The organism is Alteromonas naphthalenivorans, assembly GCF_000213655.1.
In the GTDB taxonomy this organism is placed as follows: domain Bacteria; phylum Pseudomonadota; class Gammaproteobacteria; order Enterobacterales; family Alteromonadaceae; genus Alteromonas; species Alteromonas naphthalenivorans.
Genome location: NC_015554.1, coordinates 4322704 through 4348682 on the forward strand (window position 1 = coordinate 4322704; position 25979 = coordinate 4348682).

Sequence of the window (25979 nt, forward strand, 5' to 3'; positions counted from 1 at the left end):
TCTGTGGATGCGTTTTTGCTGTCTCGTTTACAATTTGCATTAAATATTAGTTTTCATATTCTGTTTCCTACTATCACCATGGCAATGGGATGGTTCCTTTTCTACTTCAAATTTCGCTCAAATGTAACCGGCCACCCTGTTTGGATGCGTATGTACCGCTTCTGGGTGCGCGTATTCGCACTAAGCTTTGCACTTGGTGTAGTAAGTGGCGTGACCATGTCTTTCCAATTTGGTACCAACTGGCCCGGCTTCATGGAGCGGGTGGGTAATGTGGCAGGCCCCCTATTGGGCTACGAAGTCCTTACTGCGTTTTTCTTAGAAGCCACCTTCCTTGGTATTATGCTGTTTGGTATTCGCCGAGTCCCTAATTGGTTACACACCCTTTCAACATTGATTGTGGCAGTGGGCACTACCATGTCAGCCTTTTGGATTTTGGCGCTTAACAGCTGGATGCAAACGCCTCAGGGGCATGAAGTTATAGATGGCGTTGTGTATGCGGTAAATTGGAGCGAAATTATTTTTAATCCTTCGTTCCCGTATCGCTTTGTACACATGATGCTAGCTTCGGGTTTGACGGCCAGTTTCTTAATTGCCGGTTTGTCGGCCTACCGTATGTTGAAAGGTGATGACAAGCTAGCGCCAAAGCTTGCTCTTAAAACCGCAACCTATACCGCGGCAGTGCTTATTCCTTTGCAGACTTTTGCAGGCGATATGCATGGATTAAATACCCTTGAGCATCAACCACAAAAAGTTGCCGCAATGGAAGGCTTGTGGGATACCACAGAGGGTGCGCCCTTACTGTTGTTTGCTATTCCCGACGAAGAAAGCAGAGAAAATCACTTCGAAATACCGGTACCCAACGGCGCGAGCCTAATTTTAACCCATAAAATGGATGGCAAAATTCAAGGCCTAAACGACTTTGAAGGCGAGCATCCGCCAGTAGCACCTGTATTCTTCGGGTTTCGGGTGATGGTAGGCATGGGCTTTTTAATGTTGGCGGTTTCGTGGCTTGGCAGTAGTTATTTACTTAGAGGGAAATCTTTCCCACTTTGGCTCAAGCGAGTATTCGCTGGCATGGCATTCAGCGGCTGGATTGCAACCTTAGCCGGTTGGTATGTGACTGAAATTGGGAGGCAGCCTTATCTCGTCAGTGGTGTTTTACGTACTCAAGAAGCGGTAACAACACTTCCTCCTGCGAATATCGCTTTCTCGTTCACCATGTACGCCACAATTTATACAATTTTGCTGTTCGCTTATATGGGAACGCTCATGTTGATGTGTCGCCGCGCCGTTGAAATTGAAGAGATTTCTACGGAAGAGCGTGAAATGGCAAAAGCTAGCAAAATGTCGCCGGCTAACACTTAAGGAGCAGCTATGTTATTCGAAAATGTATCAGCAGAAACATTAGGGAATATTTACGTTGGCCTGCTTGGGCTGGCAGTATTGCTGTACGCTATTTTAGATGGTTACGATTTAGGGGTAGGTGTTTTAATACCGCCCCGAGAAGAAAAGTTTCGTGACGATATGATTGCGTCTATTGGGCCCTATTGGGACGCCAATGAAACGTGGTTGGTATTGGCCGTTGGGCTTCTGCTGATTGCTTTTCCCGAAGCACACAGTGAGGTGCTTCAAAGCCTTTATATTCCCGCAACTATAATGCTATTAGGGCTCATTTTACGTGGCGTCTCTTTTGATTTTAGGGCGAAGGTCGTTCAAGTGCATAAGCGTAAGTGGGATCTCACCTTTAAGTACGGTTCATTACTTACCACGCTGGCGCAAGGTTATATGCTAGGCATTTATGTAACCGGCTTGCGTACCGACTTATGGGCACAAGGCTTTGCCTTACTGTCTGCTATTGGTGTAACGGCTGCGTATGCGTTTATTGGCTCTTGCTGGTTAATATTAAAAGCAGAGAACAACTTACAAGCCAAAGCCTATTATTGGGCGCGCAGAGGATTGTTTGCGCTTTCTATAGGAATAGTAGCGGTTAGTCTAGCAAACTTAACCTTGCATGATGATGTGCGTGACTTGTGGTTATCATCCACTGTTGGCTATGTATTGATGGCTATTCCTGTTGCCTGCTTTTTATTACTTAGCTTATGTGGCGTGCTATTGAAAAAGCTACCTGATGCAGGCGGGAAAGGTGAATGGATGCCTTTTGCTATAGCACTAACGGTGTTTGTGCTTTGCTTCACCGCTTTTGGAGTAAGTTACTACCCGTTTGTCATACCAGGACACCTTACGGTACAAGATGCACTTAGCGACGCCAACTCACTTCGCTTCTTATTAGTGGGTGTCGTTATTGTAGTACCTTGCATTCTTGCCTACACCGCGATGGTATACAAAATATTTTCAGGTAAATCGGAAAAGCTTAGCTATTATTAGCGCCTTCCTACCAGTTAAACCTTGAAAACAATAAAAGGCTCCTAACCACCTGGTTTCGGAGCCTTTTTTTCACCCGAAACATATTCAGCTCCTTGCAACTTCACTAGATCACTTTTTTTCTAATTTAGACCTCACACACTTGTAAACAAATGATTACACCAAAAATCAAACAAAATTCTTATATATTTCTTTTGTGACAGTGTTGACATAATAATTAAATATACGTATGCTTATTTTGGGCAGAATTAAAAGTAGACCATTATGAACAATGTAGTTAAATCATTTTCAAGGTTCTTCAGGCGTGCTCACCCCTATACAGTGGCTTACTATATAGGTCGGAAAAATGCTCAAAATATTTTAGGATGTAAGATCCAAAAGAAATCCAAGATTTTTGCTAGCAAGCAAACTGAAGAACAACAGCATTAGTAACGAAGGGCCCCTAACAGGGCCCTTCTTGCATTAGCCTATTTTAAATTGGTTCACATTAGCGCTTAATCCATTTGCAAGTGCAGACAAATCTTCAGCCGCATCGTTTACCTGACTGTTGTTCTGAGACAGTCTATCTCCCAAATTCTTAAATTGATTAACACCATTTTTCGCTTCATTGGCCTGCAACTGTGAATGTTTCGCCAATACGGCCGCTTCTTCACTAACACTCACTAACGCCAAAATGCTTTGCGTTCCTGCTTCAAGGGTTGAGACCAAATCATTAGCTAACCCCACTGAGTCATGTGCCTTGTTTTGATTTGAGCTCATAGTAGATACTGCAGAGGTAATTGAAACCACAATTTTCTCAAGCATGGTATTAATTTCAACCGTGGACTGGTGGGTTCTTACTGCTAGTGTTCTCACTTCATCAGCGACTACCGCGAAACCTCTGCCAGAATCCCCTGCCCTTGCCGCTTCAATAGCAGCATTTAATGCCAGTAGGTTTGTCTGATCGGCAATTTCTGCAATGGTCTTCACTACACTTGAAACATTGTTCCCTTCAACTTGAAGGGTTTCTAGCATACTCGCCGTTTGCTCAATATCATTGGCCAAGTCAGAAATAGCGTCGGCGGTCTCTTTTACTTGTACACGACCTGCATCCACCTGTTTTGCGCTGTCTTGGGCTGCACTTGCTGCAGTTTGTGAACGCTGAAGGCTTTCCACCATGTCTGACTCTAACGAGTCCATAATGTTTACAAGGCCGGTAATATCGGTGAGTAAACTATCCACCGACGAACTTGACTGTTCTGTAGTTGTAGAGAGAGAATTCACCGCGCCCTCTATGCCAGAAACGGCGCCTTTCACTTCTTTCATACCCGCCTGAAACACAGATACCAAACCATGAATACTGTTGGTCATTCTACAAAGTTCATGGGTGCTTTGTTCTGGAAGGCGCGCTACTAAGTTCCTACTTTTCGCTAAACTATCGAGCTTCTCAGCCATGCCTTCTATCGGCTGCGCAATTTGTTTTTTAGCACTATGGTAACCAGCCATGGCAACAGCAGCTAGAATAAGTACGAGAAAGTAAATAGTGAATTGACTGGTTTGTAACTGACTTCCTATCGCCTGAGAACGCTCACCTGCTTTGCTTGCCACCTGATTTCTTACTTCAATTAATGCGTTGTCAAAAACAGAGGCTAATTCATTAACTAACTGTAAATCGTCACGGGCACGATCCCAATCAACCCGCGAGGCAGACATAGTTGCTTGAAGTGAATCCATACTTGAAACTAGCGAATTAAACTGAGATTTAAGGGTATCACCGGCCATATAGCCTAATGCTTTGAATCCAGCATCAACGTTTTGCTCTAATTCTTGTTTTTGTTCATCAAAGGCATTGCCCGATAACGTTGTGCCATAAAGTGAGAAGCCAATTAATACAAGTTGCTTACTGTTACTTTGCACATTATCCAATGTACTTAACGCGGGTAAGGTTTCACTCACAAAAGTATCGACTTGGTGCGTGACCTGCTTGTTGTTCAATGTTAACACCACGGCAGCAATTAAGGTTGCGAGTAATATTCCTGCATAACCCGTTAAAATTCTTACTTTTATAGTGTTTAACATTGCATACTGCCTTCGGGGAAAAAATTAACGTAAAGTATTACTGTAGACACTTTGAAGCATAAACCAATAAAAAACTTATAATAGTGTCTTTAGCAACCCATAAGTAACCTAGACCCGAGCTCTGCCTTTTTACTTTCGTAAATCACAAAAAACGTAAGCATTATTAGGTAATTATTAAAGGTGAGTAAGCGGAAGTGCAGTGGTATATTTAAGCTGCTCCATGGCAAAACTAGAAGTGACATCGTTAAGATCAATCCCATTAACGAGTCTTTTATAAAAATGATCGAACGCAGCCATATCGGTTACCACCACTTTAAGCAAATAGTCGTACTCTCCAGACATGCGATAAAATTCTACCACTTCTTCAAACGATGAAGCATGCTTGGCGAAATCTGTTAACCACTTCCCGTCGTGACGTGCGGCTTTAATTTGCACAAATACCGTCATTGCCAAGCCTAATTTGTGCGCCTGTAATAATGCTACGCGACGGGAGATAACGCCTTGGGCTTCTAGCCGCTGTATACGTCGCCAGCAAGGCGTTGCCGTTAAGCCCACTTTCTCCGCAATATCTGCAACCGGCACGTCGGCATTTTGCTGCAACAGCAACAATATAGCCTTATCCACCCCATCAAGAGCAATATTTTTCATTACCTTTCTCTAAATTAGAATTATTTACCAAATCCAGCCTATCAAATGGGGAGTAATGAGTAAATTTCTCTTTTTCTAGCTGTCATTATTGAGTAAGACTGACTTATAGGTTTTTTGAAATGCTTGATTACGCGATAAATGCCATGCCTGGTGTGGTTGACGATATAACCCACACCATAGGAAACACACCATTAATACGCTTGAGTAAATTTGCTGCACGTCATAACGTAGATGCAACGCTTTTAGCCAAGGTGGAATTTTTCAATCCTGCAGGGTCGATAAAAGACAGACCGGCAATGGCCATGCTTACTGCCCTAATGGAAAGCGCTGCCTTTAATGAGAAAACCGAAATAATTGAAGCATCATCAGGAAACAACGGTGTGGCCTGTGCTTGGCTTTGCGCGATTTACGGCATTAAGCTGACAGTATGTATTCCAGAACATATGTCAATCGAGCGCCAAAAGCTAATACGCCACTATGGCGCACAGGTAGTGACTACACCGAAAGACCTTGGAACGAAAGGAGCTATAGAACGAGCTGCTGCACTTATCGAGCAAAACCCAAACGCAGTGGGTCTGTCCCAATTTTCAAACTACGCTAACCCTAACGCTCATGCCCAATCTACCGCTCAAGAACTGCTGCGCGATACTAATGGGCATATTGATATTGTGGTTGCGGGCGTGGGTACTGGCGGTACGCTCACTGGCTTAGCCACAAGCATGCGAGCTCATATTCCTCATTTGGAAGTAGTGGCTGTAGAACCAGCAAGTTGTCCGGTGTTAAGCAAAGGACACGGTGGCGTGCACAATATTCAGGGATTAAGTTCAGGCCATGTGCCTGACGTGCTTGATGTAAGCCAGATAAATCAGATAATTACGGTAGAAGACGATGAAGCCATAGCCTACGCTCAGCAGATTGCTAGAGTAGAAGGCTTAGCGGTAGGGATATCTTCCGGAGCCGCTCTGTTTGCTGCCGCTCAATTAGCTCAACAGCCTAGCAATAAGGGAAAAAACATCGTTGTCATTCTTGCCGACGGCGCTGAGCGTTACTTTTCTACCCCGTTATTCGCCGACTAACTGCGAGTAGCGGCGAGTAGCGGCGAGTAACGGCGAGTAACGGCGAGTAACGGCGTGATTATCGGCAACCTACAAAGGCTGCCATTTATGCATTAACGCCACCAAGGTTGATTAAAGTCGACATCTTCAGGTGCTATTACAAATTCGTATGGCGGTTCGAAGGCTGCCCAAAAGCGTTCAGCCAAGGCTGCATCGACCACGTTGAACTTACCTGCGCTCGCGTATTCTTTCATTAGCGTTAAGTATGCTTCCACTGGCATGGAAGGATTAGATTGCTCGAATATCACTACCCCTCCATAGGTATTATATAGGTGTTTTTCTATTTGCCAGCGCTCTACTTGGGTTGATGCAATCTCATCAATACTGGCAGTATCTTCAGCGCTAGTACTTTCCTTCAAATCACTATCTTCTTGCTGAGCATCTTTCTTAGCAGCTATTTTCTTATTGTTTTTTTCATATTCTGACCCAAACTTTTGCTTAAAAGCTTCAACCAAGGACTCGTCCACCTTGATATTGTTTTTGCTAGCATAGTCGCTGAGCACGGCTTCTATAATTTGGTTCGCTAGGTTAATAGCTCTCATCTGAGTAACAAGCTGCGTAACGTTGTCTGGCGCTTGCTTTCGAGTTTTTGAAATAGTGTCTTGGTCGGGAGTAATGTCAGCTAAGGTAATCGGTTCACCAAACAGCATGGCAATAGCATTAGCTTGGTTACTACTGGTTTGGTTACTAGTGGCGCTGCTGGCATTTTGGGTGCCTTGGGAAGTATTTTGTATATTACTGGATGATTGCGCGAATGGCGAAGAAGATATAAACGTGGTAGATAGAACAAAAGCGAAAAAAACACTATTCATCCTTAACATTAGCTAATCCTTTCATTAAGTTTATTACTGAAACAGTAAAGCACTTAATAGCGGGAAAACCAACTATATTAACGAATGTAGTGTTTATAAAAGAAAGAAAAACGGCGGTCTTTTCAGACCGCCGTTTTTGAATTTCTTAGATGGCGTGCACGTTAGCAGCTTGAAGACCTTTTTGACCTTCTTCTACTTCAAATTCCACGCGCTGACCTTCTGGAAGAGTTTTGTAACCGTCAGAAACGATAGCACGGAAATGAACGAATACGTCCTTACCGCCGTTATCTTGAGTTAGAAAACCATAACCTTTATCAGCGTTAAACCACTTAACGGTGCCTGTAACTTTAGACATGTCGTATAGACCTCAAATATCATATTAAATTGCGCAATAAGCGCGTATAGCGAGTGTCTTTAATAGGCGGAGTTGGTCTTACTTACGAATGGGCAACAACTTACTACAAATCACAAGGTAACTTGAGCGGTTTTACATATAGCAAATAATTTCATATCTCGTCTATTCAAAGACATTTGGCTTAAAGCCAAAGCAACTATAACACTCTTCGAACTGATTAATATACAATTTATTCACTAAAAAATGCATTTCATAAAAATTTCACCCGAGCGTAACAGTCGCTACCGGTTCTTACGCCATGCCAATACCCAACAAAGGGATCCTACACTGGCAGAAAGCGCTGGAAAGCACCAATTTAAATCGTACAGTGGTAAAATAGCAGACAATAAAATAAAGGTAGCACCCGTTACGCCCCACTGAATGGATTGTGCGCTCTTTTTCTGCTGTTCTAGTAAAGCAAGTTGTGCGCGTTGTTGCTGCAAAGGAAGCCGTTTAACTTGCTGTAGGCTGTCGTAAAGTAAATCCGGCATTTCAGGTAGCTTTTCAGACCAAAACGGCAGGTTTGCTTTTACCTTACCCAGCATGGCTTTCACACCAATTTGCTCGCGCATCCAATTTTCTAAAAATGGCTTTGCGGTTTTCCATAAATCTAATTGCGGATAAAGCTGACGCCCCAACCCTTCAACATAAAGCAGCGTTTTTTGAAGCAGAACTAGCTGAGGTTGCACCACCATATTAAATCGACGGGCAGTATTAAATAATTGCAGTAACACATTACCGAACGATATTTCCGCAAGGGGCTTTTGAAAGATGGGCTCGCAGACCGTGCGAATCGCCATTTCAAACTCATCAATATTGGTGTCGTTCGGCACCCAACCAGAGTCGGCGTGAAGTTGCGCTACCTTGCGATAATCTCGGTTAAAAAACGCAATAAAATTTTCTGCTAAATAACGCTTATCTTCCCGGTTTAACGTGCCCACAATGCCAAAGTCGATAGCAATGTATTTAGGGTTTTCTGGATGCTCGGTAGAAACAAAAATATTACCTGGGTGCATATCAGCATGAAAGAAGCTGTCGCGGAATACTTGGGTAAAGAAGACCTCTACGCCGCGCTCCGCCAGCTTTTTCATATTAGTGTTTTGTGCTAGCAAGGCATCTATATTTGAAATAGGTAGCCCGTATATGCGCTCCATCACCATTACATTGCTGTGACAATAGTCGCTGTATATTTTAGGTATGTATAATGAATCTGAGCCTTCAAAATTCCGCCCTAATTGAATGCCACTTGCCGATTCACGTAGTAAGTCCAGTTCATCCACTATGGTTTTACGATATTCCACCACCACTTCAACAGGGCGGAGGCGTTTGCCATCTGGCAGCCATTTTTGCAGCACTGACGCTAAACTAAAAAGCAGCTCCATGTCGGCCACAATTGTTTCACGAATATCGGGGCGTAAAACCTTAACCACCACATCTTCATTATTCGCTTTTAATTTCGCAGCATGCACTTGCGCAATAGAGGCTGACGCCAGAGGCGCTTCATCAAACTCACTAAATAATTCAGATAGATGGGTTAGACCAAGGGAGGTTTTAATAATCTGTTGTGCCGCTTCTGACGAAAACGGAGGCACTTTGTCTTGCAGCCGAGCAAGTTCATTAGCAATAGCAGGATGGAGCAAGTCTCTGCGGGTCGATAGCATTTGGCCAAACTTGATAAAAACCGGGCCAAGGCTTTGCAGTGCGAGCGTAATGCGCTCACCGGCAGTCTTATCTTTGTGTTTATTACGGATCCAAAAGATGCTGTGACGCATAAGGCGTGCGTACCATGGTAGCCATTTCGCAGGGATAAGGTCGTCTAACCCATGCTCTAACAACACCTTATTTATCTTATACAACCTAACAATGCGCATGCTTGTCTCTTAAATTGATTTTTGTTCTAGCTGAAGTAAGCGGGCATCTAATCGCGCTACATCGTCACGTAATGCGTTCACTTCATCACTAAAATGTAATACCGCTAATTTGGGCGCTGCTATTTGCTTTTCTTCTATCAAGGCATTGCTAGCGACTTTATTAAACTCAGACAGGGCACCCGTAGCTTTACGTTTAATAGCACTAAACCAGCTCATCGTTTGATGGGCAACCACATCATTGGTTTTGGCAGCCAGAAGTTCTTCTACATCTATATCTAGCTGCTGAAACAAACCGCTAACCTGCTGAGCCACAGCAAGTTCGCCCTCAACCTGTAATTTTTTTTGTTGAATAAGACGGGTTAGCTGATTGGTGTGCTTTAATTCAGGCAAGGTATCTAAGGATGTTTTAATACAGCAGTCTTTATGATTTAGCGTAGCTATTGTGTCTTCGAACGGCTCATGTAGGGTCAGCACGTCTACCTGCTCAGAAAATACAAGCACTACAGCAAATGGCAAGGGGTCTACATAAGCAATAAGCCGCGCGCCTTTCAGCGAAGCCATTCTGGCAACGCTGTCTGGATCTAACGCTAAAATTTTATTCGCAGCCGTTTCAATAACGGCACTTACCAATGCTGACGTGGGCATTAAAACTTATAGCCTCGGTGCAGTGCTACAATTCCACCGGTTAAGTTTTGGTAGTCACACTGGTCAAACCCCGCGGTTTCGAACATACCTTTTAAGGTCTCTTGATCAGGGTGCATACGAATACTCTCTGCCAAGTATTGATAACTCTCGGCATCGTTGGCCACTAGCTGCCCCATTTTTGGCAATATATGGAACGAATACGTGTCGTAAAGCTTACTTAATTGCTCTGATGTTGGTTTTGAAAACTCCAACACTAACAGTCGGCCGCCTGGCTTTAACACACGGTAAATTGAATTAAGTGCATTTTGCTTCTCGGTCACGTTTCGAAGACCAAAAGCCATGGTAACTACATCGAAATGGTTATCAGGAAAAGGCAACGCCTCTGCATCTGCTTGAACGTAATCGATATTGCTAACTAGTCCGCGATCTCTTAGTTTATCGCGGCCAACTTTCAGCATCGATAAGTTAATGTCGGCCAAGGTTACGTTGCCCGTAGGGCCAACAAGACGAGAGAATTTTGCGGTTAAATCGCCAGTACCACCAGCGATATCAAGCACTTTTTGCCCTGCACGCACACCTGAACAATCAATGGCAAAGCGCTTCCATAAACGGTGCACACCCATCGACATTAAATCGTTCATGACATCGTATTTAGCGGCAACAGAATCGAATACATTGGCCACTAAGGACGCTTTTTGATTTTTCTCAACCTGCTTAAAGCCGAAATGAGTAGTAGGTGCATCCGATGCCTCAGTGGGCGATGTGTTGTTATGGTTGTCGCTCATGGCATTCCTGCATTAGTGATTCATAGTAAAGGCTGAAGTGTATCGGATTGTAGCGCCTAGCAACAGTATTTACCTTATGCTAAATACTGGTTTGTGCCCCAACTAAACGCAATAATAACGCTTATTTCTTGTAACGTGCGGCCACTTTCTTGATGCCACTGTGCAAAAGCCGCATTTGCAGCGCTTAAGCTTTTCTTGCTAGTGAGGCCACCATCGATAATATCGTTCTTTCTTAAGTAGTCTTCAACATCTCGTGAAAACAAGAAGGTATCTACGCCTAACGCCCGCAGCATGTAGGGGCCGGTGTTCCCGCCGAGTCTCGACCCACGTCTCTTTAACGTGGTCCACAATTCGGTAATATTACTGGCGTCGAACCTAGCCACAAACTGACCGAAGCTGCCGTGCTCACGGCTAATGTCTTTAATGAACATGGCATTATCGCGAACGGTCATTACTTTTTTGTAATTACGCACTATACGTTTATCAGACGCTTTTTGTTCTAGCATCTCATCAGGCATCAGCAGCACTTTTTCGATATCAAAACCAAAGAACACGGTTTCAAACTCAGGCCACTTTTTCTCGATAACGCGCCACACAAAGCCTGACTGAAACACTTGCTTCGTCATGGCTGCTAAAAACCGATCGTCCGGTATTTTGGCAACGAGCTCAGAGGAAAGCGGCGCTGAAAGCATGCTTTCAAGCGCCTTTTCACCACCTTTTCGCTTACATGCCCGTTGGTAAATGGTGGAGAAAGATTCTATTCCCATGGTTATCTACCCTAATGCTAATTAGCCACGAATGCCGCTATGGCGAAGTAAGGCATCTACGTTTGGCTCCCTGCCTCTAAAGGCAACGAATAAATCCATAGGCGCACGGCTACCACCCATTTCAAGTATATTTTCCAAAAATGCTTTACCCGTGTCTTGGTTAAAAATACCGTCTTCTTCAAACTTACTGTAAGCGTCGGCAGATAACACTTCTGCCCATTTATAGCTGTAATAGCCTGCTGCATAACCACCAGCAAAAATATGCCCAAAGCTATGCTGAAAACGGTTAAATGCTGGAGGTGTATTAACAGCGACTTCAGCGCGCACGCTGTTAAGAATGGCTTGTACATCAACATTGTCGCCAGACTCGCTATGCAATAAGAAATCAAACAAACTGAATTCCAGCTGACGCACCATTTGCATAGCGGCTTGGTAATCTCTGGCAGCTAACATTCTGTCAAGTAAATCAGCGGGTAAGGGTGCCCCCGTCTCATAGTGACCCGAGATAAAGTTAAGTGCATCTTCTTCCCAGCACCAGTTTTCTAAAAACTGACTCGGTAGTTCTACGGCATCCCACGGCACACCATTAATACCAGATACACCAGCCACCGACATTTTAGTTAGCATGTGGTGTATGCCGTGTCCGAATTCATGGAAAAGGGTAACCACTTCATCGTGCGTGAATAAGGCAGGCTTATCCCCTACTGGGGCATTAAAGTTACAAGTGAGATACGCCACAGGTAACTGTAATTCTCCGTCTAACTTTTCTCGGCGAACACGGCACTCATCCATCCACGCACCACCCCGCTTTTTAGCGCGAGCGTATAAGTCTAGGTAAAAACTACCGCGCAGCGCATCTGCACTATCGGTAATAGTGAAGTAACGTACATCTTTATGCCATGTATCAATGCCTGGCTGTTCAATGATTTTAAGGCCATACAATCTATGCACCACTTCGAACAAACCCGACAAAACTCTGTCTTCAGGAAAATACGGACGCAGCATTTCATCTGAAATGGTGTACTTTTCCTGTTTCAGCTTCTCACTGTAGTAAGGTAAGTCCCACGCGTTAAGCTCTGTTACCCCGTGGGTATCTTTCGCGTATGCTCGTACTTCTTCTAACTCTTTTTCTGCCTGCGGCTTCGATTTAGCAGCCAAATCACGTAAAAAGCCGGTAACTTGATCAGTCGATTCGGCCATTTTGGTGGCAAGGGAACGTTCAGAATAACTACTAAAACCGAGCAATTGTGCAATTTCACTGCGAAGGGCCAGTGTTTGTTGAATAATGTTGGTGTTGTCCCACTTACCTGCGTTGGGGCCTTGATCTGACGCCTTCGTCGCATAAGCGCGATACATTTCTTCTCGTAGCGCTGCATTGTCAGCATAAAGCATAACCGGTAAGTAAGAAGGAATATCTAATGTGAATAGCCAGCCTTGTAAGTCTTTTTGATGTGCCGCTTGTGCTGCTGCATCGCGGGCTGATTCTGGCATACCAGAAAGGATGGCTTCGTCAGTGACATGCTTGCTCCACCCCATGGTGGCGTCCATCACATTATTTGAAAATGTAGATGACAGTTCGCTTAACTTCGCTTGAATATCTGCATAGCGTTTCTTTTCCTCGCTTGGCAGTGCCACCCCACTCAAGGTGAAATCGCGAATAGCATTATCAATAACTTTCTGACGCTGTTCATCTAGCTCAGCATATTCGTTTGAGTCTTTTATCGCCACGTATGCATTATACAAGCCTTCGTGCTGACCTACCCAAGTACCATATTCTGATAGCAAAGGTAAGCAAGCATCATGAGCTTCTCGCAGTTCGTCGCTACTCACCACTGAATTCATGTGAGAAACCGGTGACCACATCTTACTTAAATTGTCGTCTACCTCTTCTAAGCGCAATACTAAGTTCGCATAAGAGTAATCCTTAGATGCAACCACCTCATCAATTTCAAGCTTACATTTTGCTATCGCTTTTTCGATGGCTGGCTTTATCTGCGCGGGCTCAATAGATGAAAATAAGGGCAAACCATCTACCAATTCAATTGCTGGGGTCGTCATAATCCGTCTACTCTTTTCAGTTCGTATAGCAAGTTATGTTGGGGTTGTTCGCAATAAAAACAAGCGCTGTAATTGCTCTAGATAACAGTGATATTTTTGCGTTCTATACTAGGATTACTATAAATGCTAAGCGTGCAGATCAAATTTTGAGTAATTCTTTCTTTTTATTTGCTACATGAAAAGTTTGTAACTCACTAATTCAGCAGCTAAAAACGCTTTAATAGAGTGTCGCAAATGTCACATTCACTACTTTTGTCTAAATTGTGAACACCCCTATTCAGTGCTATAACGTTACAAGTTGGCATTAGGAATTGAGCAATGAAGACATTAACATCAGGTGAAATCGCAACCTACTGCGATGTAAACCTTCGCACCGTGATTCGGTGGATAGAAAGCGGAAAACTCAAAGGGTTTAAGCTGCCCGGTCGTGGCAATAATCGCGTGCTAGTATCTGACTTTGTTTCCTTTCTTGAACACCACAACATTCCTATCCCAGACGATCTCCAAAGTGAGATATCACCTTCAATTCTTATTGTTGATGATGAAATGCCAGTGGCAAAGTCCATTCAAAGAGTGGCACGCCGTGGGGGATTCGAAAGCTATATTGCTACGGGTGGGTTTCAAGCTGGCATTATGTTGAGCCAGTATAACTCTAAGTTGATGACCCTCGATTTAAGTATGCCTGGCATGGATGGTTACAGCGTTATCCAGTTTGTTCGAGAACAGCCTAAGTATAAAAATTTAAAAATTTTAGTCATTTCTGCACTTGACGATATCAGTCTAGACCGAGCTATCGAACTAGGTGCAAATGCAGTACTTTCAAAACCATTTACTAATAGCGAGCTCATCGAAACCATCGAAAAGTTCATGATTGAGTAAGTTCATTATAAGTGTACTTGGCCAGTTTTTTTACTAGGGCCTTTTAAATGAGTGAGTTTGGGGTGAATCATAGTGAAAAAATCAATGTTTCAAGCTGCACGTCGTATATTTGCTTTTTTTGCACTCGCATTGTTCGCCTCTTTTGGTGCATGCAATACGTTAACGCTTGGCATAGTGCCACAACAGTCTGCGAAGAAGCTTGCTGAAACCTGGCAACCGCTTATCAACTATATCTCTGAACATGCCGACATTGATGTGGTGTTTAAAATAGCGAAAGATATACCAACCTTCGAACAAAGGCTGGCCGAGGGTGAGTACGATATTGCCTACATGAACCCTTTCCACTTTGTGGTATTTAATGACTCGGTTGGCTATCGCGCGCTGGCTCGCCAAAAAGACAAGCGAATTAAAGGCATTGTTGTCGTGAATGCTAACAGCACTATTACGTCACTTGACGATCTTAATGGTAAACAAATAGCCTTCCCCTCTCCTGCCGCATTTGCTGCTACTATTATTCCTAGTGCGTATTTGAAACAGCAGGGCGTTATTTTTACGCCACGCTATGTGCATTCTCATGACTCGGTGTATCTTAATGTACAAAGAGGCTTTTTTAACGCGGGTGGCGGTATAATAAGAACCTTAAATGGCGTTGATGAAAATACACGCAGTGCTTTTCGTGTTTTATGGGAAAGTGATGGGTATACCCCTCATGCAATAGCAACCCATCCTCGAATAACTAAAACTCAAAGAGAGGCACTATTGGATGCGCTGCTTACTCTGTCAGAGGATAAAGACAATCATCAGCTATTGAAAAATATTGGCTTTAAAGGCTTTATGTCGTCAGCAGATGAAGATTGGGACGACGTACGAGCCTTGGGCATTACCTCATTGGCAAGGCCGCAATTGTGAAAAAAGAAGCGTTGCTCTCGTTATCGCTACGAACCAAAACTATTGTTGGGGTAGCACTTATTGCTGCCATTTTGTTTTTAATTCTTATCACAACCGTATTTAAACTATTAAATGACTTAGTCGACACCAGTGTTGATACGTCTGCTCAAACTGCTACCAACCTGTTTGTGTCCACCGCAAAAAATGCTTTTTTAAGCTACGACCTCGCTTCGCTAGAGGCAGATGCTACTGAAATCCTTTCAAACCCTAATATCAGTTATGTTCGAGTTCTCGATAACAACAACAATGTATATGTGGAAAAAGGTGAACCAGAGGCGCTCAACCACCCCTTCCAGCTAGACAGTGATGTAATGAGTGCGACAGATGGTATATACGATACCGCTGCTGATATTAAAGTTGGCGAGACCTTATATGGCAGAGTGGAAATAGGCCTTGATGTTGACTCTATTAACCAGTCGGTAAATCGGGTACGTACTTGGACATTAACACTCGCCGCCATAGAACTTGCCCTTATTGCATTGTGCTCATTCTTGCTTGGGTCGTACTTAATGTCGCAGTTAAAACAACTACGCGCAGGTGCTAGGCATTTAGGAGCAGCGGTCAAAGATAAAAATTACCAAGATATCTCTGTAAAAGTGCGCGGCAAAGATGAACTCAGCGAGCTGGCTGAAGCGTTTAATCAATTGGTTGAGCTTTTAAAAGACGAAAATATTCATCGCGAGCGCGTTGAAGGTGAACTTAAAGAACTAAATAGCTTGTTGGAGGTGAAAGTAAAACAGCGTACCTCGTTGTTAAATCAAAAAAACTTCCAGCTTGAAGAAGCAAATAAAGACCTAAAAGAAGCACAGGTTCAATTGTTACAAGCAGAAAAAATGGCATCAGTTGGCCAATTGGCCGCGGGTGTAGCGCACGAAATCAATAACCCGATAGGGTTTGTGAATAGTAATATGCATACCCTCAGTGAGTATGTAGCAACCTACCAAATGATTTTCCAACAGCTTAATGATGTGCTTTTAAAAGATACCGATACTCATCAGGATGAAGCGATAAAACAGCTGCGCAATATTATACAGCAGCAAGATATGGAATTTATCAACAGCGACATCTCTGAACTCATCACCGATTCGAAGGACGGCCTAATTCGGGTTGCCGAAATAGTTAAAGGGCTAAAACTGTTCTCGCGCGTAGACAGTGATGAAATGCAATCTTACAACTTAAATGATTGTGTTCGCACCACCCTAGCGATGGTAAACAACCAGCTAAAATACATATGTAGCGTAGAAACCCATTTAGGGTCGATTCCCCATATCATGATGAACATGGGTAAAATTTCGCAAGTGGTGACCAACCTGCTTATTAATGCTGGCCAAGCAATTGAAAGCACTGGCGCTCAGGGCACCATTACCATTACGACGCGGGAACTAGATGGCTACATCGAGCTTAGCGTACAAGACACTGGATGTGGTATTGAGCCGAGTCATCTAGATAAATTATTTAATCCGTTCTTCACTACTAAACCAGAAGGGCAAGGCACCGGACTTGGACTTTCTATTTCTTTCGGCATTGCTCAAGAGCACGGCGGCACTCTCCATGCATCAAGTAAAGATGGGGAAGGAAGCTGTTTCACGTTATGCCTACCAATACATAACCCGTTAGATGACAACGCCGAAGATTCTTTTCAGGACGATTCACTATGAATGATACCACTGACCAAAACGCCGACGTGTACACTGTTTTATTTGTCGACGATGAACCTAATATTCTTCGCGCCATTAAGCGCGCGCTCTTTTCTTTGAAAGTTAATTTATTGCTGGCTGACAGTGGCGCAAAAGCATTAGAGATCATGAAAGAAAATGAGGTTCATGTGATCATTTCCGACATGAAAATGCCACAAATGTCTGGCGCTGAATTACTGCAACAAGTCGCAGAGTTGTACCCTGAAAGTTATCGGTTGGTGCTAACCGGTTATGCCGATATAGAATCTACTATTAAAGCGGTTAACGAGGGAAAAATTCATCGTTATTTACAAAAGCCCTGGGACAATAAAGAGCTTATATCTGCCATTGAAGATGGGTTAGAACGGGTAAAATTAAAAAATGAAAATACTCGGTTGCAAAAATTAACACGTCTGCAAAACCGTAAATTAAAAGAAGTGAACACATCGCTTGAGCAAATGGTTCATAAGCGTACGCGCCAAATTAAAGCAGCGTTGAACAAGATTGAAAAACATAATCTTGCAATGGAACAGGTACTGTTTAATGTTATTAGCATTAACCCCAACATAGACGGCAAATTTGCTATTGAAGTAAGTGAGCTTGCCACTAAGCTAGCCAAATACCTTCAACTAAGCCCTGAGGACGTTAAGCGAGTGCGCTACGCAGGACTCATTTGTGAACTTGGCTTGCTAGGGCTAAATACCGACGATTTTCTAGCCCCGTTCTCGAAGCTTAAGTATCAACAACAACAGAACTACTTAGACCAAACTAAACAAGCTGCGCTCATGCTCGCGCCAGCCACTGAATTACAGCCAGTGTCAGACATGATTGAATTTCAATTCGAGCATTATAACGGTGCTGGCCCCCGTAATGTGGTGGCGAAAGAAATTCCCATAGGTGCCCGTATAGTCTCAATAGCTAGAGATTACTGGCGCTTAGTCACTGGCCGAATGAGCGGTGAAGAAATGACACCGCGGGATGCCAAAGCCGAAATGAAAAAACATACCAACACGCGGTATGACGGTGAGATTTTATCCTTCTTACTTGCAGATGACGATGTGAGCACATCAAAATACATTTACAACACGATGAAAGCTTCGCAGCTAAAAGCGGGCATGGTATTAGCTAAAAATTTATATAATGATAGCCATATCCTTATACTGCCTGAAGGGCATACTTTCACCGACGCCACTATTCAAAAGCTAACTCAATTTGAAGAAGAGCGACGTCGTGCATTCAGTATTTTGATTGAGCCAGATACGCCGTTAGATGAAACCGAAGAAGGGGCTGCGCCTCAAGACACCTGATCTTAAGTGTAGCTGTGGAGGTACCCATAAAGCCGGTATAAAGAGGCACTAAGGCAATTAGCGCTTCTTTGTTTTTTGTAACAGATACCCACGATAATGAAATCTTCTACCTTGCACCTCGGTCTCTTAAACGCGTATACAGTGTGTATTCCTTCAATTTCGTGTCACAATAAATGACAATTTTAGGCCTAACGGATAATAAGGCGGTTAACATGAAACATTTTGATTATATCTGCATAGGCGGCGGGAGTGGCGGCATTGCGTCTGCAAACCGTGCCGCCAAGCATGGTAAAAAAGCAGCCATTATTGAAGCTAAAGATATTGGCGGCACCTGCGTTAACGTAGGCTGTGTGCCTAAAAAAGCCATGTGGTACGGCGCACAAGTTGCCGAAGCTATTCACCGCTACGCACCAGAATATGGTTTTGATATCACTGTAAACCACTTCAGTTGGGATAGCCTAATTGCCAGCCGCCAAGCTTATATCGAACGCATTCATGCATCCTATGATCGCGCACTTACGGCTAACGACGTAACCCTTATTCGTGGTTTTGCTAAGTTTGTAGATAACAACACTATTGAAGTGGATGGTGAAACCTATACCGCAGACCATATTACCATTGCCACTGGTGGCCGCCCTGTCATTCCTGATATTCCTGGCGCTCAGCACGGTATTAACTCAGATGGCTTCTTTGCACTAAAAGAACAACCTAAAAAAGCGGTTGTAGTAGGTGCAGGTTACATTGGCGTTGAGCTTGCTGGCGTATTGCATAGCTTGGGTACAGAAACCCACTTAGTAGTGCGTAAACATGCTCCGTTACGTAACTTCGACCCTATTATTCACGAAACCTTGGTTGATATGATTCATGCTGAAGGCTGCACATTACACAACCACGCCAGCGTTGAAAAAGTAGAACGCGGTGAAGGTAAGCACCTTTCAATTCATCTTACAAATGGTGAAGTCCTTGAAGCAGACTGCCTAATTTGGGCCATTGGCCGCGAACCATCCACCGATGTGATAGCGATTGAAAATACTGATGTTGAGCTTTCTGAAAATGGCACCGTGAAAGTAGATAAGTACCAAAACACGACAGCCAAGAACATCTATGCTGTGGGTGATATTACTGGTGAAGCCGAATTGACGCCAGTGGCAGTAAAAGCAGGCCGCTTACTAAGCGAACGTTTATTCAATGGCCAAGAAGACGCGCACATGGATTACTCCATGATCCCCACCGTAGTATTTAGCCACCCGCCTATTGGCACCATGGGTTTAACTGAACCAGAAGCCATTGCAGAATATGGTGAGGATAAGGTTAAAGTGTACTCATCAAGTTTCGCCTCTATGTACACTGCAGTAACTCGTCATCGTCAAATGACCAAAATGAAATTGGTGTGTGCAGGCGAAGATGAAAAAGTGGTTGGCCTTCACGGTATTGGCCATGGTATGGATGAAATTCTACAAGGCTTTGCAGTAGCCATAAAAATGGGCGCCACCAAAGCCGATTTTGATGCATGTGTGGCCATTCACCCTACTAGTGCTGAAGAATACGTTACTATGACCTAGGTCGTCCAACTAAGCTCAGGTTAGCCAAGCTTAGTAAAACGCTAGCGTACTTTTAACGTACTTGGAAAATGAAAGGCGATAATCAATATGTTGATTATCGCCTTACTTTTACATTCTTTCTAACGTAACAGGCACACCGTTTAATACACCATTACCCGACAGAGTATCTACCTGCATTTCGTCTGTCAGTATATTGGTATTAACACCAGGGTATTGGCTAGCGACACCCAGTTTTATTCCCTTCTTATTGTGCCCCCAACCATGGGGAATAGAGACCACGCCTGGCATAATAGAATCGGCAATTTCTGCCTCTACCAATAGCTCTCCCACTCTTGACGTGACTTTAACCCTATCGCTTTCGTTTACATCATATTCAGCGGCATCTATGGGGTGTAACTGTAGCGTACAGCGATTGTTTCCCTTCACCATTCTAGGGCTATTATGTAACCAAGAATTGTTCGTCTTAATATGGCGCCTGCCAATCAATACTATTTGATTTTCGTTGCGCTTCTGGTCGAAAAAATGCGTCTTCACGCGGGCAATATCTGACATAAAGTAATTAAAATTTAAGTCTATTTTTTTATTCTCATGAAAAATAGCGTCAGGCAGTGCAGGTTGCAACGGCCCAAGGTCGATGCCATGTGGATGCGCTTTCAGCTTATCTAGCGACAAGTTGTAGCCTTCATTACCAATGCCGTTAGCGTTTTCCTTGGCACTGATATTTGCACTAGCATGGGCCCCGTATCGGCCGCTTTTTAATAAATCGTCTATCACACCTTTTGGCTGTTTTTGCCATAGTGTTTGATAGTGCGCGGTACTTTTGCCATTTAATTTATCTAGGCGCTCTGCCAGTGATAGATATATCTGCCAATCTGTTAATTGATCATCGTCTTTGTCTACCACTGCCTCAGAATAGGTAGCGTAGTTTCTTACCGCAAAATTATGAAAAACCACATCATAGTGATCCCGCTCTAATGGCGTAACGGGAGGTAATATAATATCTGCATGCCGAGAGGTTTCAGAAATGTAGAAGTCCACAGACACAATAAAATCGAGTTGTGAAAAGGCACGTTCCAGCTGCTCGGTATTCGGCGTTGTTACCACCGGATTACCAGCACCGATGACCATGGCCTTAATTTGGCCTTCACCAGGCGTTAATATTTCTTCTGCTAAACATGCTACTGGGTATTCACCTGCAAAAGCTGGTAAACCTCTTACCCTTGAACTATAGCCTGACATGCTGCCCCTGCTTGATACCGGTAAAATATCGGCAGCAGGCTGGGTAAACATCATCCCCCCTTGTCTATCTAAGTTTCCGGTCAACATGTTAAACAGCATAATGAGATATTGAGTGAGTGTGCCAAATGCTTGCACACTCGCGCCCATGCGTCCGTAACATACAGCCGATTCAGCAGCACAGAAATCGGTTACTAGTTGGATTATCTGTGACGCTTCAATACCGGTTTGTTTGCTAACGGTTTCGGGCGAAAAGTCTTTTACATAGCCTTCAACATCAAGTAAATCTTCGGCGTAAGGTAAAAGCGCTTCTGCACTATGCAATTGCTTTTCAAATACTACATGTAACATAGCAAGTAATAGCAATACGTCGCTGCCTGGGCGAATAAAATGATGCTCGCAGCTTAAATCAGCAGTGTCTGTGCGTTTAGGGTCGATAACCACTACTTTACCGCCGCGTTTTTGCACGCCTTTTAAGCGTTTTTTAACGTTGGGCACTGTCATGATGCTGCCATTGGAAGCAAGGGGGTTGCCACCGATAATCACAAAGTGTTGGGTGTGATCGATATCTGGAATAGGAATTTGCGACATATGCCCAAACAGCCTACGACTAACAATATGATGAGGGAGCTGATCCACCGAGGTGGCAGAGTATCTATTGTGTGACTCAAGTGCGCGATAAAAATAAGGGCCGAACAAAATAGCCCCCATGTTGTGGGCATTCGGATTACCAAGATAGACGCCAACGGCATCTTTTCCATGCGTAGACTGTGTATGGTGAAGTTTTTCAGCAACGTAATCAAAGGCCTCACTCCACGGTATTTCCTGCCACTCGTCGCCTACCTTTTTGACCGGTCGTTTTAACCTATCCGGGTCATCATATAAATCTTTCAGCGCACTGGCTTTGGGGCATATGTGGCCGGCACTAAAAGGATTATCTTTATCTCCCTTGATGGATAGTATGCGCTTGCCCTGCGTGGCAACTTCAATGCCGCACATCGCTTCGCAAAGCGTACAGGTTGAATAATGGAGTTTTTGTTTTGGGCTAACCCCGCTTTGCTTTGAATTGGCCACGTTTTGCTTTGAATTGGCCACGTTTTGCTCTGAATTAACCATGTACAGCACCCACACAAATTTTGTTAACAGCTTGTTGCAAAATTAGCGTTTATCCATCTTATAGACAAGCATCATCGTGAGTGATGGATAAATAGACGGGTGGGTGGTAAAACTGTAGTTTGGTCGTTAGATTTATGCGTAAAATCTCATAAGTCAGGTAGCACCCCACCATTTTAGGTTAAAGTTAACGACAAATTTACAATTAGGTGGGACGCTCACGGGCATACTCATCAATAGACAGAAAACGCATTTCAAGCAATTGGAAACTCATTATGATAAAAACAACAAAAAGCTTATTAGCCGTCACACTTGTGAGCGCCTTGGGCTTAAGCACCACCTACTCTACGCATGCAGCTGACGACATTAAAAAAGATGCAACGATTAATGAAGAAAAATGGGATGTAAGTAACCCGCCATTTGCACTTAATGAAGTTACAATCAACACCACCGAAACCACTTGGTCTAGCTTGGATATAGCCCCGAATGGCAAGTACATGGTGTTCGATATGCTAGGTGATATTTACAAAGTAAATATTGATGGCGGCGATGCCACACCGATCACGCAAGATTTCGCATGGAATATACACCCAAGTATTTCACCGGATGGTTCAAAGATTGCGTTTATTTCTGACCGCGATGGCATTAATAATCTTTGGATAATGGACAGCAATGGTGAAAACCTACGCCAAGTGACCAAAGAAAAGAACAACCTTATTCACTCTCCTAAATGGAGCCCCGATGGTGAATACTTGCTGGTATCCAAAGGCATTATGTCTAGCCGCAGCATTCCTGCAGGTGAAATTTGGATGTATCACAATACCGGTGGCGACGGCTTGCAAATTAAAGCCCGTAATCATGGTAAAAAAGACCAGCAAAACATAGCTGACCCCGTTTTTTCTCACGACGGTAAACATATTTACTTCACAGAGAACACAGTGCCTGGGAGTCGTTTCGACTATAACCGTGATCCTTTAGGTGGCATATTCGCTATTACCCGATTCGACCGTGAAAATGGTGATGAAAGCCGTTACATCAGTGGCACCGGCGGTGCAGTGGTGCCTACACCATCACCGGATGGTAAATACGTTGCGTTTGTTCGCCGGGTAAAAGAAAAAACCGCTCTGTTTTTAAAAGATATTAAAACCGGTGAAGAAACACCGCTTACCACAGAACTTGAACGTGACATGCAAGAAGGTTTTGGCTCTGAAGGTTACTTCGCCTACTTCGACTGGATGCCAGATTCATCAGCCATTGTGTATTGGACAGGTGGTACTTTCCATAGCATCAATATCGACGATAAGACTATCTCAGATATTAACATTAACGTAGAAGCTACCCTTCAATATGCGGATGCACTTCGCTTTGATGTAGATGTGGCACCGGATGAATTTGATGTAAACATGATTCGCTGGTCGCAAATGTCGCCTGACGGTAAAACACTCTTGTTTCAAGCATTAGGAAAGCTTTACGTTAAAGACGTAAAGTCGGGCAAGATGAAACGCCTGACTAAGCAAAATGACCATGGCGAATATTACCCGCGTTTTTCTAACGACGGTAAAGCCATTGTTTACACCACGTGGAATGATGATGAATTAGGGTCAGTACGCATTGTTTCTGCCCGTGGCGGTAAAGGTAAAGTGATTACCAAGCAACCTGGCCATTATATAGAACCATCATTCTCAAGTGATCGTGAAAAGGTGGTGTACCGCAAGTTTACTGGCGGCTATTTACTTGACCCTAAATACTCGGTGGACCCTGGTATTTATGTAGCAGACCTTGATAGAAAAACCGAAAAGAAAGTGTCTGATGGGGGTATTAACCCACACTTTGCAGACGACAATTCACGGGTGTATTTCACCGAATCGGTAGGCGGCACGCCGTATCGAGAAACACAACTTTCAAGTGTTAACTTGCAAGGAAACGATAAGCGAACGCATTTATACGGCGCTGATGATGTAAGTGAGTACAAACTTTCACATGATAAAAAATGGGTAGCTTTCGTTTACCAATTTAAAACCTTCGTCACCCCGTTTGTGGAAAATGGTAAGAAAGTAACTATTGGCCCTAACATGACTTCACTGCCGGTTACTCAGCTTTCATCTAAAGCCGGTGAGTACTTAACATGGTCGCCGGATAATGAAACGGTGAGCTGGTTTAATGGCCCCACGTTCTACAGTCGCTCGCTTAAAGAAGCTTTTGCGTTTGTAGATGGCGCGCCAGAAACCCTGCCCGACCCTGTGGCCGATGGTATTAATTTATCGTTCACTACCGATGCCGATAAACCAAGCGGTTACAAAGCCTTAATTGGTGGAAAAGTCGTGACCATGCGTGATGCCGACAACACCCAAGAAGTGATTGAAGACGGCGTTATTATCATTAAAGATAATCGTATTGAAGCTGTGGGCAAACGCGGAGATATTGCTATTCCTGAAGGCGCTATGCAAATAGATGCCAGTGGCAAAACCATTATTCCCGGGTTAGTTGATACTCATGCTCATGGCGCACAAGGCAGGAATGAGATTATTCCAGATAAAAACTGGAGCCAATACTCGAATGTGGCCTTTGGTGTTACCACCATTCATGACCCATCAAACGATACCACAGAGATTTTTGCCGCCTCTGAACTTCAGCGTAAAGGCGATATAGTGGCACCGCGTATTTACTCTACCGGTACTATTTTGTACGGCGCAGAAGGCCTAGGCTACAAAGCTATCATCAATAACTACGAAGATGCGTACTTTCACGTAGAACGCTTAAAAGAAAGCGGCGCAATTTCGGTGAAAAGCTACAACCAACCACGTCGCGATCAACGCCAACAAGTGTTATGGGCGTCGAAAAATCAAGACATGATGGTAGTGCCTGAGGGTGGTGGTAAGTTTCAGCAAAACCTAACCATGTTGGTCGATGGCCATACAGGATTAGAACACAGCTTGCCTATAGAGCGCGGTTATAGTGATGTAACCCAGTTATGGAAAGCCACCGAGTTTGGTTACACACCTACATTTGTGGTTTCTTACGGCGGCATGATGGGTGAAGAGTATTGGTACGACCGTACCGAAGTTTGGAAGAACCCACGCTTACTTCGCTATACACCAGCCACCATGTTGCATAGCCGCTCTATAAGACGCCCTACCGCGCCTGATAACCAGTACAACCACCAAAACGTAGCTAGCTACGCCAAAGAGCTTCGAGATAATGGGGTTAGTGTACATATTGGCGCTCATGGCCAACGTGAAGGCTTAGCCGCCCACTGGGAACTGTGGATAATGCAACAAGGCGGTTTCACCGCATGGGAAGCATTACGCGGCGGTACTATCGATGGCGCAAAACACCTAGGTATGGGTAACGACATCGGCAGTATTGAAAAAGGTAAATTGGCTGATTTAGTCGTAATTGACGGCGATGTATTAGCAGACTTACGCCGCAGTGAATATGTGGAATTCACCGTACTTAACGGCCGTGTATACGAAGCTGCCACCATGAACGAAGTGGGCAGTAAAACCAAGCGTTCCCCTTTCTTCTTCGAAGAAAACAACGCCACCTTTATGCCAAGAACCACCGCGGAAGCCATTGACGCGAAAGTACATCACTTCCATTGGAAACACTAATAATCTAATGAGTTATTAGCACTTATCAAGCCGGCGTAAATCGCCGGCTTTTTTATGCTTACAGATCCCCATTGATGGGTTTATTGGGAGCTAGGTCTGTATTAGAAGTGTG

At 43.9% G+C, this 25979-nt stretch carries 19 protein-coding genes; 9 read left to right on the forward strand and 10 right to left on the reverse strand.

Annotated features, from left to right (window positions below):
- The first annotated feature begins 3 nt into the window (after nucleotides 1-3).
- Together AMBT_RS18850 and AMBT_RS18855 are read left to right on the forward strand one after the other, a co-directional pair.
- Nucleotides 4-1365 carry a cytochrome ubiquinol oxidase subunit I gene (locus tag AMBT_RS18850; protein WP_013786245.1) on the forward strand — a complete coding sequence of 454 codons (1362 nt, stop codon included), beginning with the start codon at nucleotides 4-6 and terminating at the stop codon, nucleotides 1363-1365.
- Between the two features lie 9 nt (nucleotides 1366-1374).
- Nucleotides 1375-2385 carry a cytochrome d ubiquinol oxidase subunit II gene (locus AMBT_RS18855; protein ID WP_013786246.1) on the forward strand — a complete coding sequence of 337 codons (1011 nt, stop codon included), beginning with the start codon at nucleotides 1375-1377 and terminating at the stop codon, nucleotides 2383-2385.
- A 459-nt stretch (nucleotides 2386-2844) separates the two neighbouring features.
- Here AMBT_RS18855 and AMBT_RS18860 read toward each other — a convergent pair whose 3' ends face one another.
- Together AMBT_RS18860 and AMBT_RS18865 are read right to left on the reverse strand one after the other, a co-directional pair.
- Nucleotides 2845-4440 (reverse strand): methyl-accepting chemotaxis protein, encoded by a 1596-nt coding sequence (locus tag AMBT_RS18860; protein WP_013786247.1) that lies wholly within the window; start codon nucleotides 4438-4440, stop codon nucleotides 2845-2847.
- A 174-nt stretch (nucleotides 4441-4614) separates the two neighbouring features.
- The gene (locus AMBT_RS18865) at nucleotides 4615-5088 is read right to left on the reverse strand and encodes an Lrp/AsnC family transcriptional regulator (protein ID WP_013786248.1); all 474 of its coding nucleotides are present in this window, start codon (nucleotides 5086-5088) and stop codon (nucleotides 4615-4617) included.
- Nucleotides 5089-5207: 119 nt separating this feature from the next.
- On the opposite strand from AMBT_RS18865, the gene cysK reads away from it, so the two are divergent.
- A complete protein-coding gene (gene cysK, locus AMBT_RS18870; RefSeq protein ID WP_013786249.1) occupies nucleotides 5208-6164 on the forward strand; it encodes a cysteine synthase A in 957 nt (318 codons plus the stop codon).
- Between the two features lie 92 nt (nucleotides 6165-6256).
- Here cysK and AMBT_RS18875 read toward each other — a convergent pair whose 3' ends face one another.
- From AMBT_RS18875 to prlC, 7 genes are all read right to left on the reverse strand, one after another.
- Nucleotides 6257-7024, reverse strand: coding sequence for a hypothetical protein (locus AMBT_RS18875; protein ID WP_013786250.1), 768 nt, complete (start codon nucleotides 7022-7024; stop codon nucleotides 6257-6259).
- A gap of 136 nt (nucleotides 7025-7160) precedes the next feature.
- A complete protein-coding gene (gene cspE / locus AMBT_RS18880) occupies nucleotides 7161-7370 on the reverse strand; it encodes a transcription antiterminator/RNA stability regulator CspE (RefSeq protein ID WP_013786252.1) in 210 nt (69 codons plus the stop codon).
- A gap of 281 nt (nucleotides 7371-7651) precedes the next feature.
- Nucleotides 7652-9280, reverse strand: coding sequence for a ubiquinone biosynthesis regulatory protein kinase UbiB (gene ubiB, locus AMBT_RS18885; protein WP_013786253.1), 1629 nt, complete (start codon nucleotides 9278-9280; stop codon nucleotides 7652-7654).
- 9 nt (nucleotides 9281-9289) lie between these two features.
- Entirely contained in the window at nucleotides 9290-9925 is a 636-nt protein-coding gene (locus tag AMBT_RS18890; protein WP_013786254.1) for a ubiquinone biosynthesis accessory factor UbiJ, read from the reverse strand.
- Complete coding sequence (ubiE, locus tag AMBT_RS18895; protein ID WP_013786255.1) at nucleotides 9925-10710, reverse strand: bifunctional demethylmenaquinone methyltransferase/2-methoxy-6-polyprenyl-1,4-benzoquinol methylase UbiE; 786 nt, start codon at nucleotides 10708-10710, stop codon at nucleotides 9925-9927. Before ubiE ends, AMBT_RS18890 begins: the two co-directional genes overlap by 1 nt.
- A gap of 74 nt (nucleotides 10711-10784) precedes the next feature.
- The gene (locus AMBT_RS18900) at nucleotides 10785-11477 is read right to left on the reverse strand and encodes a DNA-3-methyladenine glycosylase I (RefSeq protein ID WP_013786256.1); all 693 of its coding nucleotides are present in this window, start codon (nucleotides 11475-11477) and stop codon (nucleotides 10785-10787) included.
- A 21-nt stretch (nucleotides 11478-11498) separates the two neighbouring features.
- Nucleotides 11499-13535 carry an oligopeptidase A gene (gene prlC / locus AMBT_RS18905; RefSeq protein ID WP_013786257.1) on the reverse strand — a complete coding sequence of 679 codons (2037 nt, stop codon included), beginning with the start codon at nucleotides 13533-13535 and terminating at the stop codon, nucleotides 11499-11501.
- Nucleotides 13536-13853: 318 nt separating this feature from the next.
- On the opposite strand from prlC, the gene AMBT_RS18910 reads away from it, so the two are divergent.
- The 5 genes from AMBT_RS18910 to gorA all read left to right on the forward strand — a co-directional run bounded on the left by AMBT_RS18910 (nucleotide 13854) and on the right by gorA (nucleotide 19907).
- Nucleotides 13854-14414 (forward strand): response regulator, encoded by a 561-nt coding sequence (locus AMBT_RS18910; RefSeq protein ID WP_013786258.1) that lies wholly within the window; start codon nucleotides 13854-13856, stop codon nucleotides 14412-14414.
- Nucleotides 14415-14498: 84 nt separating this feature from the next.
- Nucleotides 14499-15323, forward strand: a complete 825-nt coding sequence (locus AMBT_RS18915) for a phosphate/phosphite/phosphonate ABC transporter substrate-binding protein (protein ID WP_013786259.1) — start codon at nucleotides 14499-14501, stop codon at nucleotides 15321-15323.
- Nucleotides 15320-17020, forward strand: a complete 1701-nt coding sequence (locus AMBT_RS18920) for a sensor histidine kinase (protein ID WP_013786260.1) — start codon at nucleotides 15320-15322, stop codon at nucleotides 17018-17020. The genes AMBT_RS18915 and AMBT_RS18920 overlap by 4 nt, the downstream gene beginning before the upstream one ends.
- Entirely contained in the window at nucleotides 17017-18345 is a 1329-nt protein-coding gene (nosR, locus tag AMBT_RS18925) for a response regulator c-di-GMP phosphodiesterase, NosR family (protein ID WP_013786261.1), read from the forward strand. The genes AMBT_RS18920 and nosR overlap by 4 nt, the downstream gene beginning before the upstream one ends.
- A gap of 212 nt (nucleotides 18346-18557) precedes the next feature.
- Nucleotides 18558-19907 carry a glutathione-disulfide reductase gene (gene gorA, locus AMBT_RS18930; protein WP_013786262.1) on the forward strand — a complete coding sequence of 450 codons (1350 nt, stop codon included), beginning with the start codon at nucleotides 18558-18560 and terminating at the stop codon, nucleotides 19905-19907.
- A 108-nt stretch (nucleotides 19908-20015) separates the two neighbouring features.
- On the opposite strand, the gene AMBT_RS18935 is transcribed toward gorA, so the two are convergent.
- Nucleotides 20016-22142 carry a molybdopterin oxidoreductase family protein gene (locus AMBT_RS18935; RefSeq protein WP_049791845.1) on the reverse strand — a complete coding sequence of 709 codons (2127 nt, stop codon included), beginning with the start codon at nucleotides 22140-22142 and terminating at the stop codon, nucleotides 20016-20018.
- Nucleotides 22143-22531: 389 nt separating this feature from the next.
- Here AMBT_RS18935 and AMBT_RS18940 point away from each other — a divergent pair, with 389 nt between their 5' ends.
- Nucleotides 22532-25867, forward strand: coding sequence for an amidohydrolase family protein (locus AMBT_RS18940; protein WP_013786264.1), 3336 nt, complete (start codon nucleotides 22532-22534; stop codon nucleotides 25865-25867).
- Nucleotides 25868-25979 lie beyond the last annotated feature (112 nt).

What these genes read in the sequence shown, in the direction of transcription:
- AMBT_RS18855 (WP_013786246.1), top strand. Translation starts at nt 1,375, where the DNA reads ATGTTATTCGAAAATGTATCAGCAGAAACATTAGGGAATATTTACGTT.
- AMBT_RS18860 (WP_013786247.1), bottom strand. Translation starts at nt 4,440, where the DNA reads ATGTTAAACACTATAAAAGTAAGAATTTTAACGGGTTATGCAGGAATA.
- AMBT_RS18865 (WP_013786248.1), bottom strand. Translation starts at nt 5,088, where the DNA reads ATGAAAAATATTGCTCTTGATGGGGTGGATAAGGCTATATTGTTGCTG.
- cysK (WP_013786249.1), top strand. Translation starts at nt 5,208, where the DNA reads ATGCTTGATTACGCGATAAATGCCATGCCTGGTGTGGTTGACGATATA.
- AMBT_RS18875 (WP_013786250.1), bottom strand. Translation starts at nt 7,024, where the DNA reads ATGTTAAGGATGAATAGTGTTTTTTTCGCTTTTGTTCTATCTACCACG.
- cspE (WP_013786252.1), bottom strand. Translation starts at nt 7,370, where the DNA reads ATGTCTAAAGTTACAGGCACCGTTAAGTGGTTTAACGCTGATAAAGGT.
- ubiB (WP_013786253.1), bottom strand. Translation starts at nt 9,280, where the DNA reads ATGCGCATTGTTAGGTTGTATAAGATAAATAAGGTGTTGTTAGAGCAT.
- AMBT_RS18890 (WP_013786254.1), bottom strand. Translation starts at nt 9,925, where the DNA reads ATGCCCACGTCAGCATTGGTAAGTGCCGTTATTGAAACGGCTGCGAAT.
- ubiE (WP_013786255.1), bottom strand. Translation starts at nt 10,710, where the DNA reads ATGAGCGACAACCATAACAACACATCGCCCACTGAGGCATCGGATGCA.
- AMBT_RS18900 (WP_013786256.1), bottom strand. Translation starts at nt 11,477, where the DNA reads ATGGGAATAGAATCTTTCTCCACCATTTACCAACGGGCATGTAAGCGA.
- prlC (WP_013786257.1), bottom strand. Translation starts at nt 13,535, where the DNA reads ATGACGACCCCAGCAATTGAATTGGTAGATGGTTTGCCCTTATTTTCA.
- AMBT_RS18910 (WP_013786258.1), top strand. Translation starts at nt 13,854, where the DNA reads ATGAAGACATTAACATCAGGTGAAATCGCAACCTACTGCGATGTAAAC.
- AMBT_RS18915 (WP_013786259.1), top strand. Translation starts at nt 14,499, where the DNA reads ATGTTTCAAGCTGCACGTCGTATATTTGCTTTTTTTGCACTCGCATTG.
- nosR (WP_013786261.1), top strand. Translation starts at nt 17,017, where the DNA reads ATGAATGATACCACTGACCAAAACGCCGACGTGTACACTGTTTTATTT.
- gorA (WP_013786262.1), top strand. Translation starts at nt 18,558, where the DNA reads ATGAAACATTTTGATTATATCTGCATAGGCGGCGGGAGTGGCGGCATT.
- AMBT_RS18935 (WP_049791845.1), bottom strand. Translation starts at nt 22,142, where the DNA reads ATGTGCGGCATTGAAGTTGCCACGCAGGGCAAGCGCATACTATCCATC.
- AMBT_RS18940 (WP_013786264.1), top strand. Translation starts at nt 22,532, where the DNA reads ATGATAAAAACAACAAAAAGCTTATTAGCCGTCACACTTGTGAGCGCC.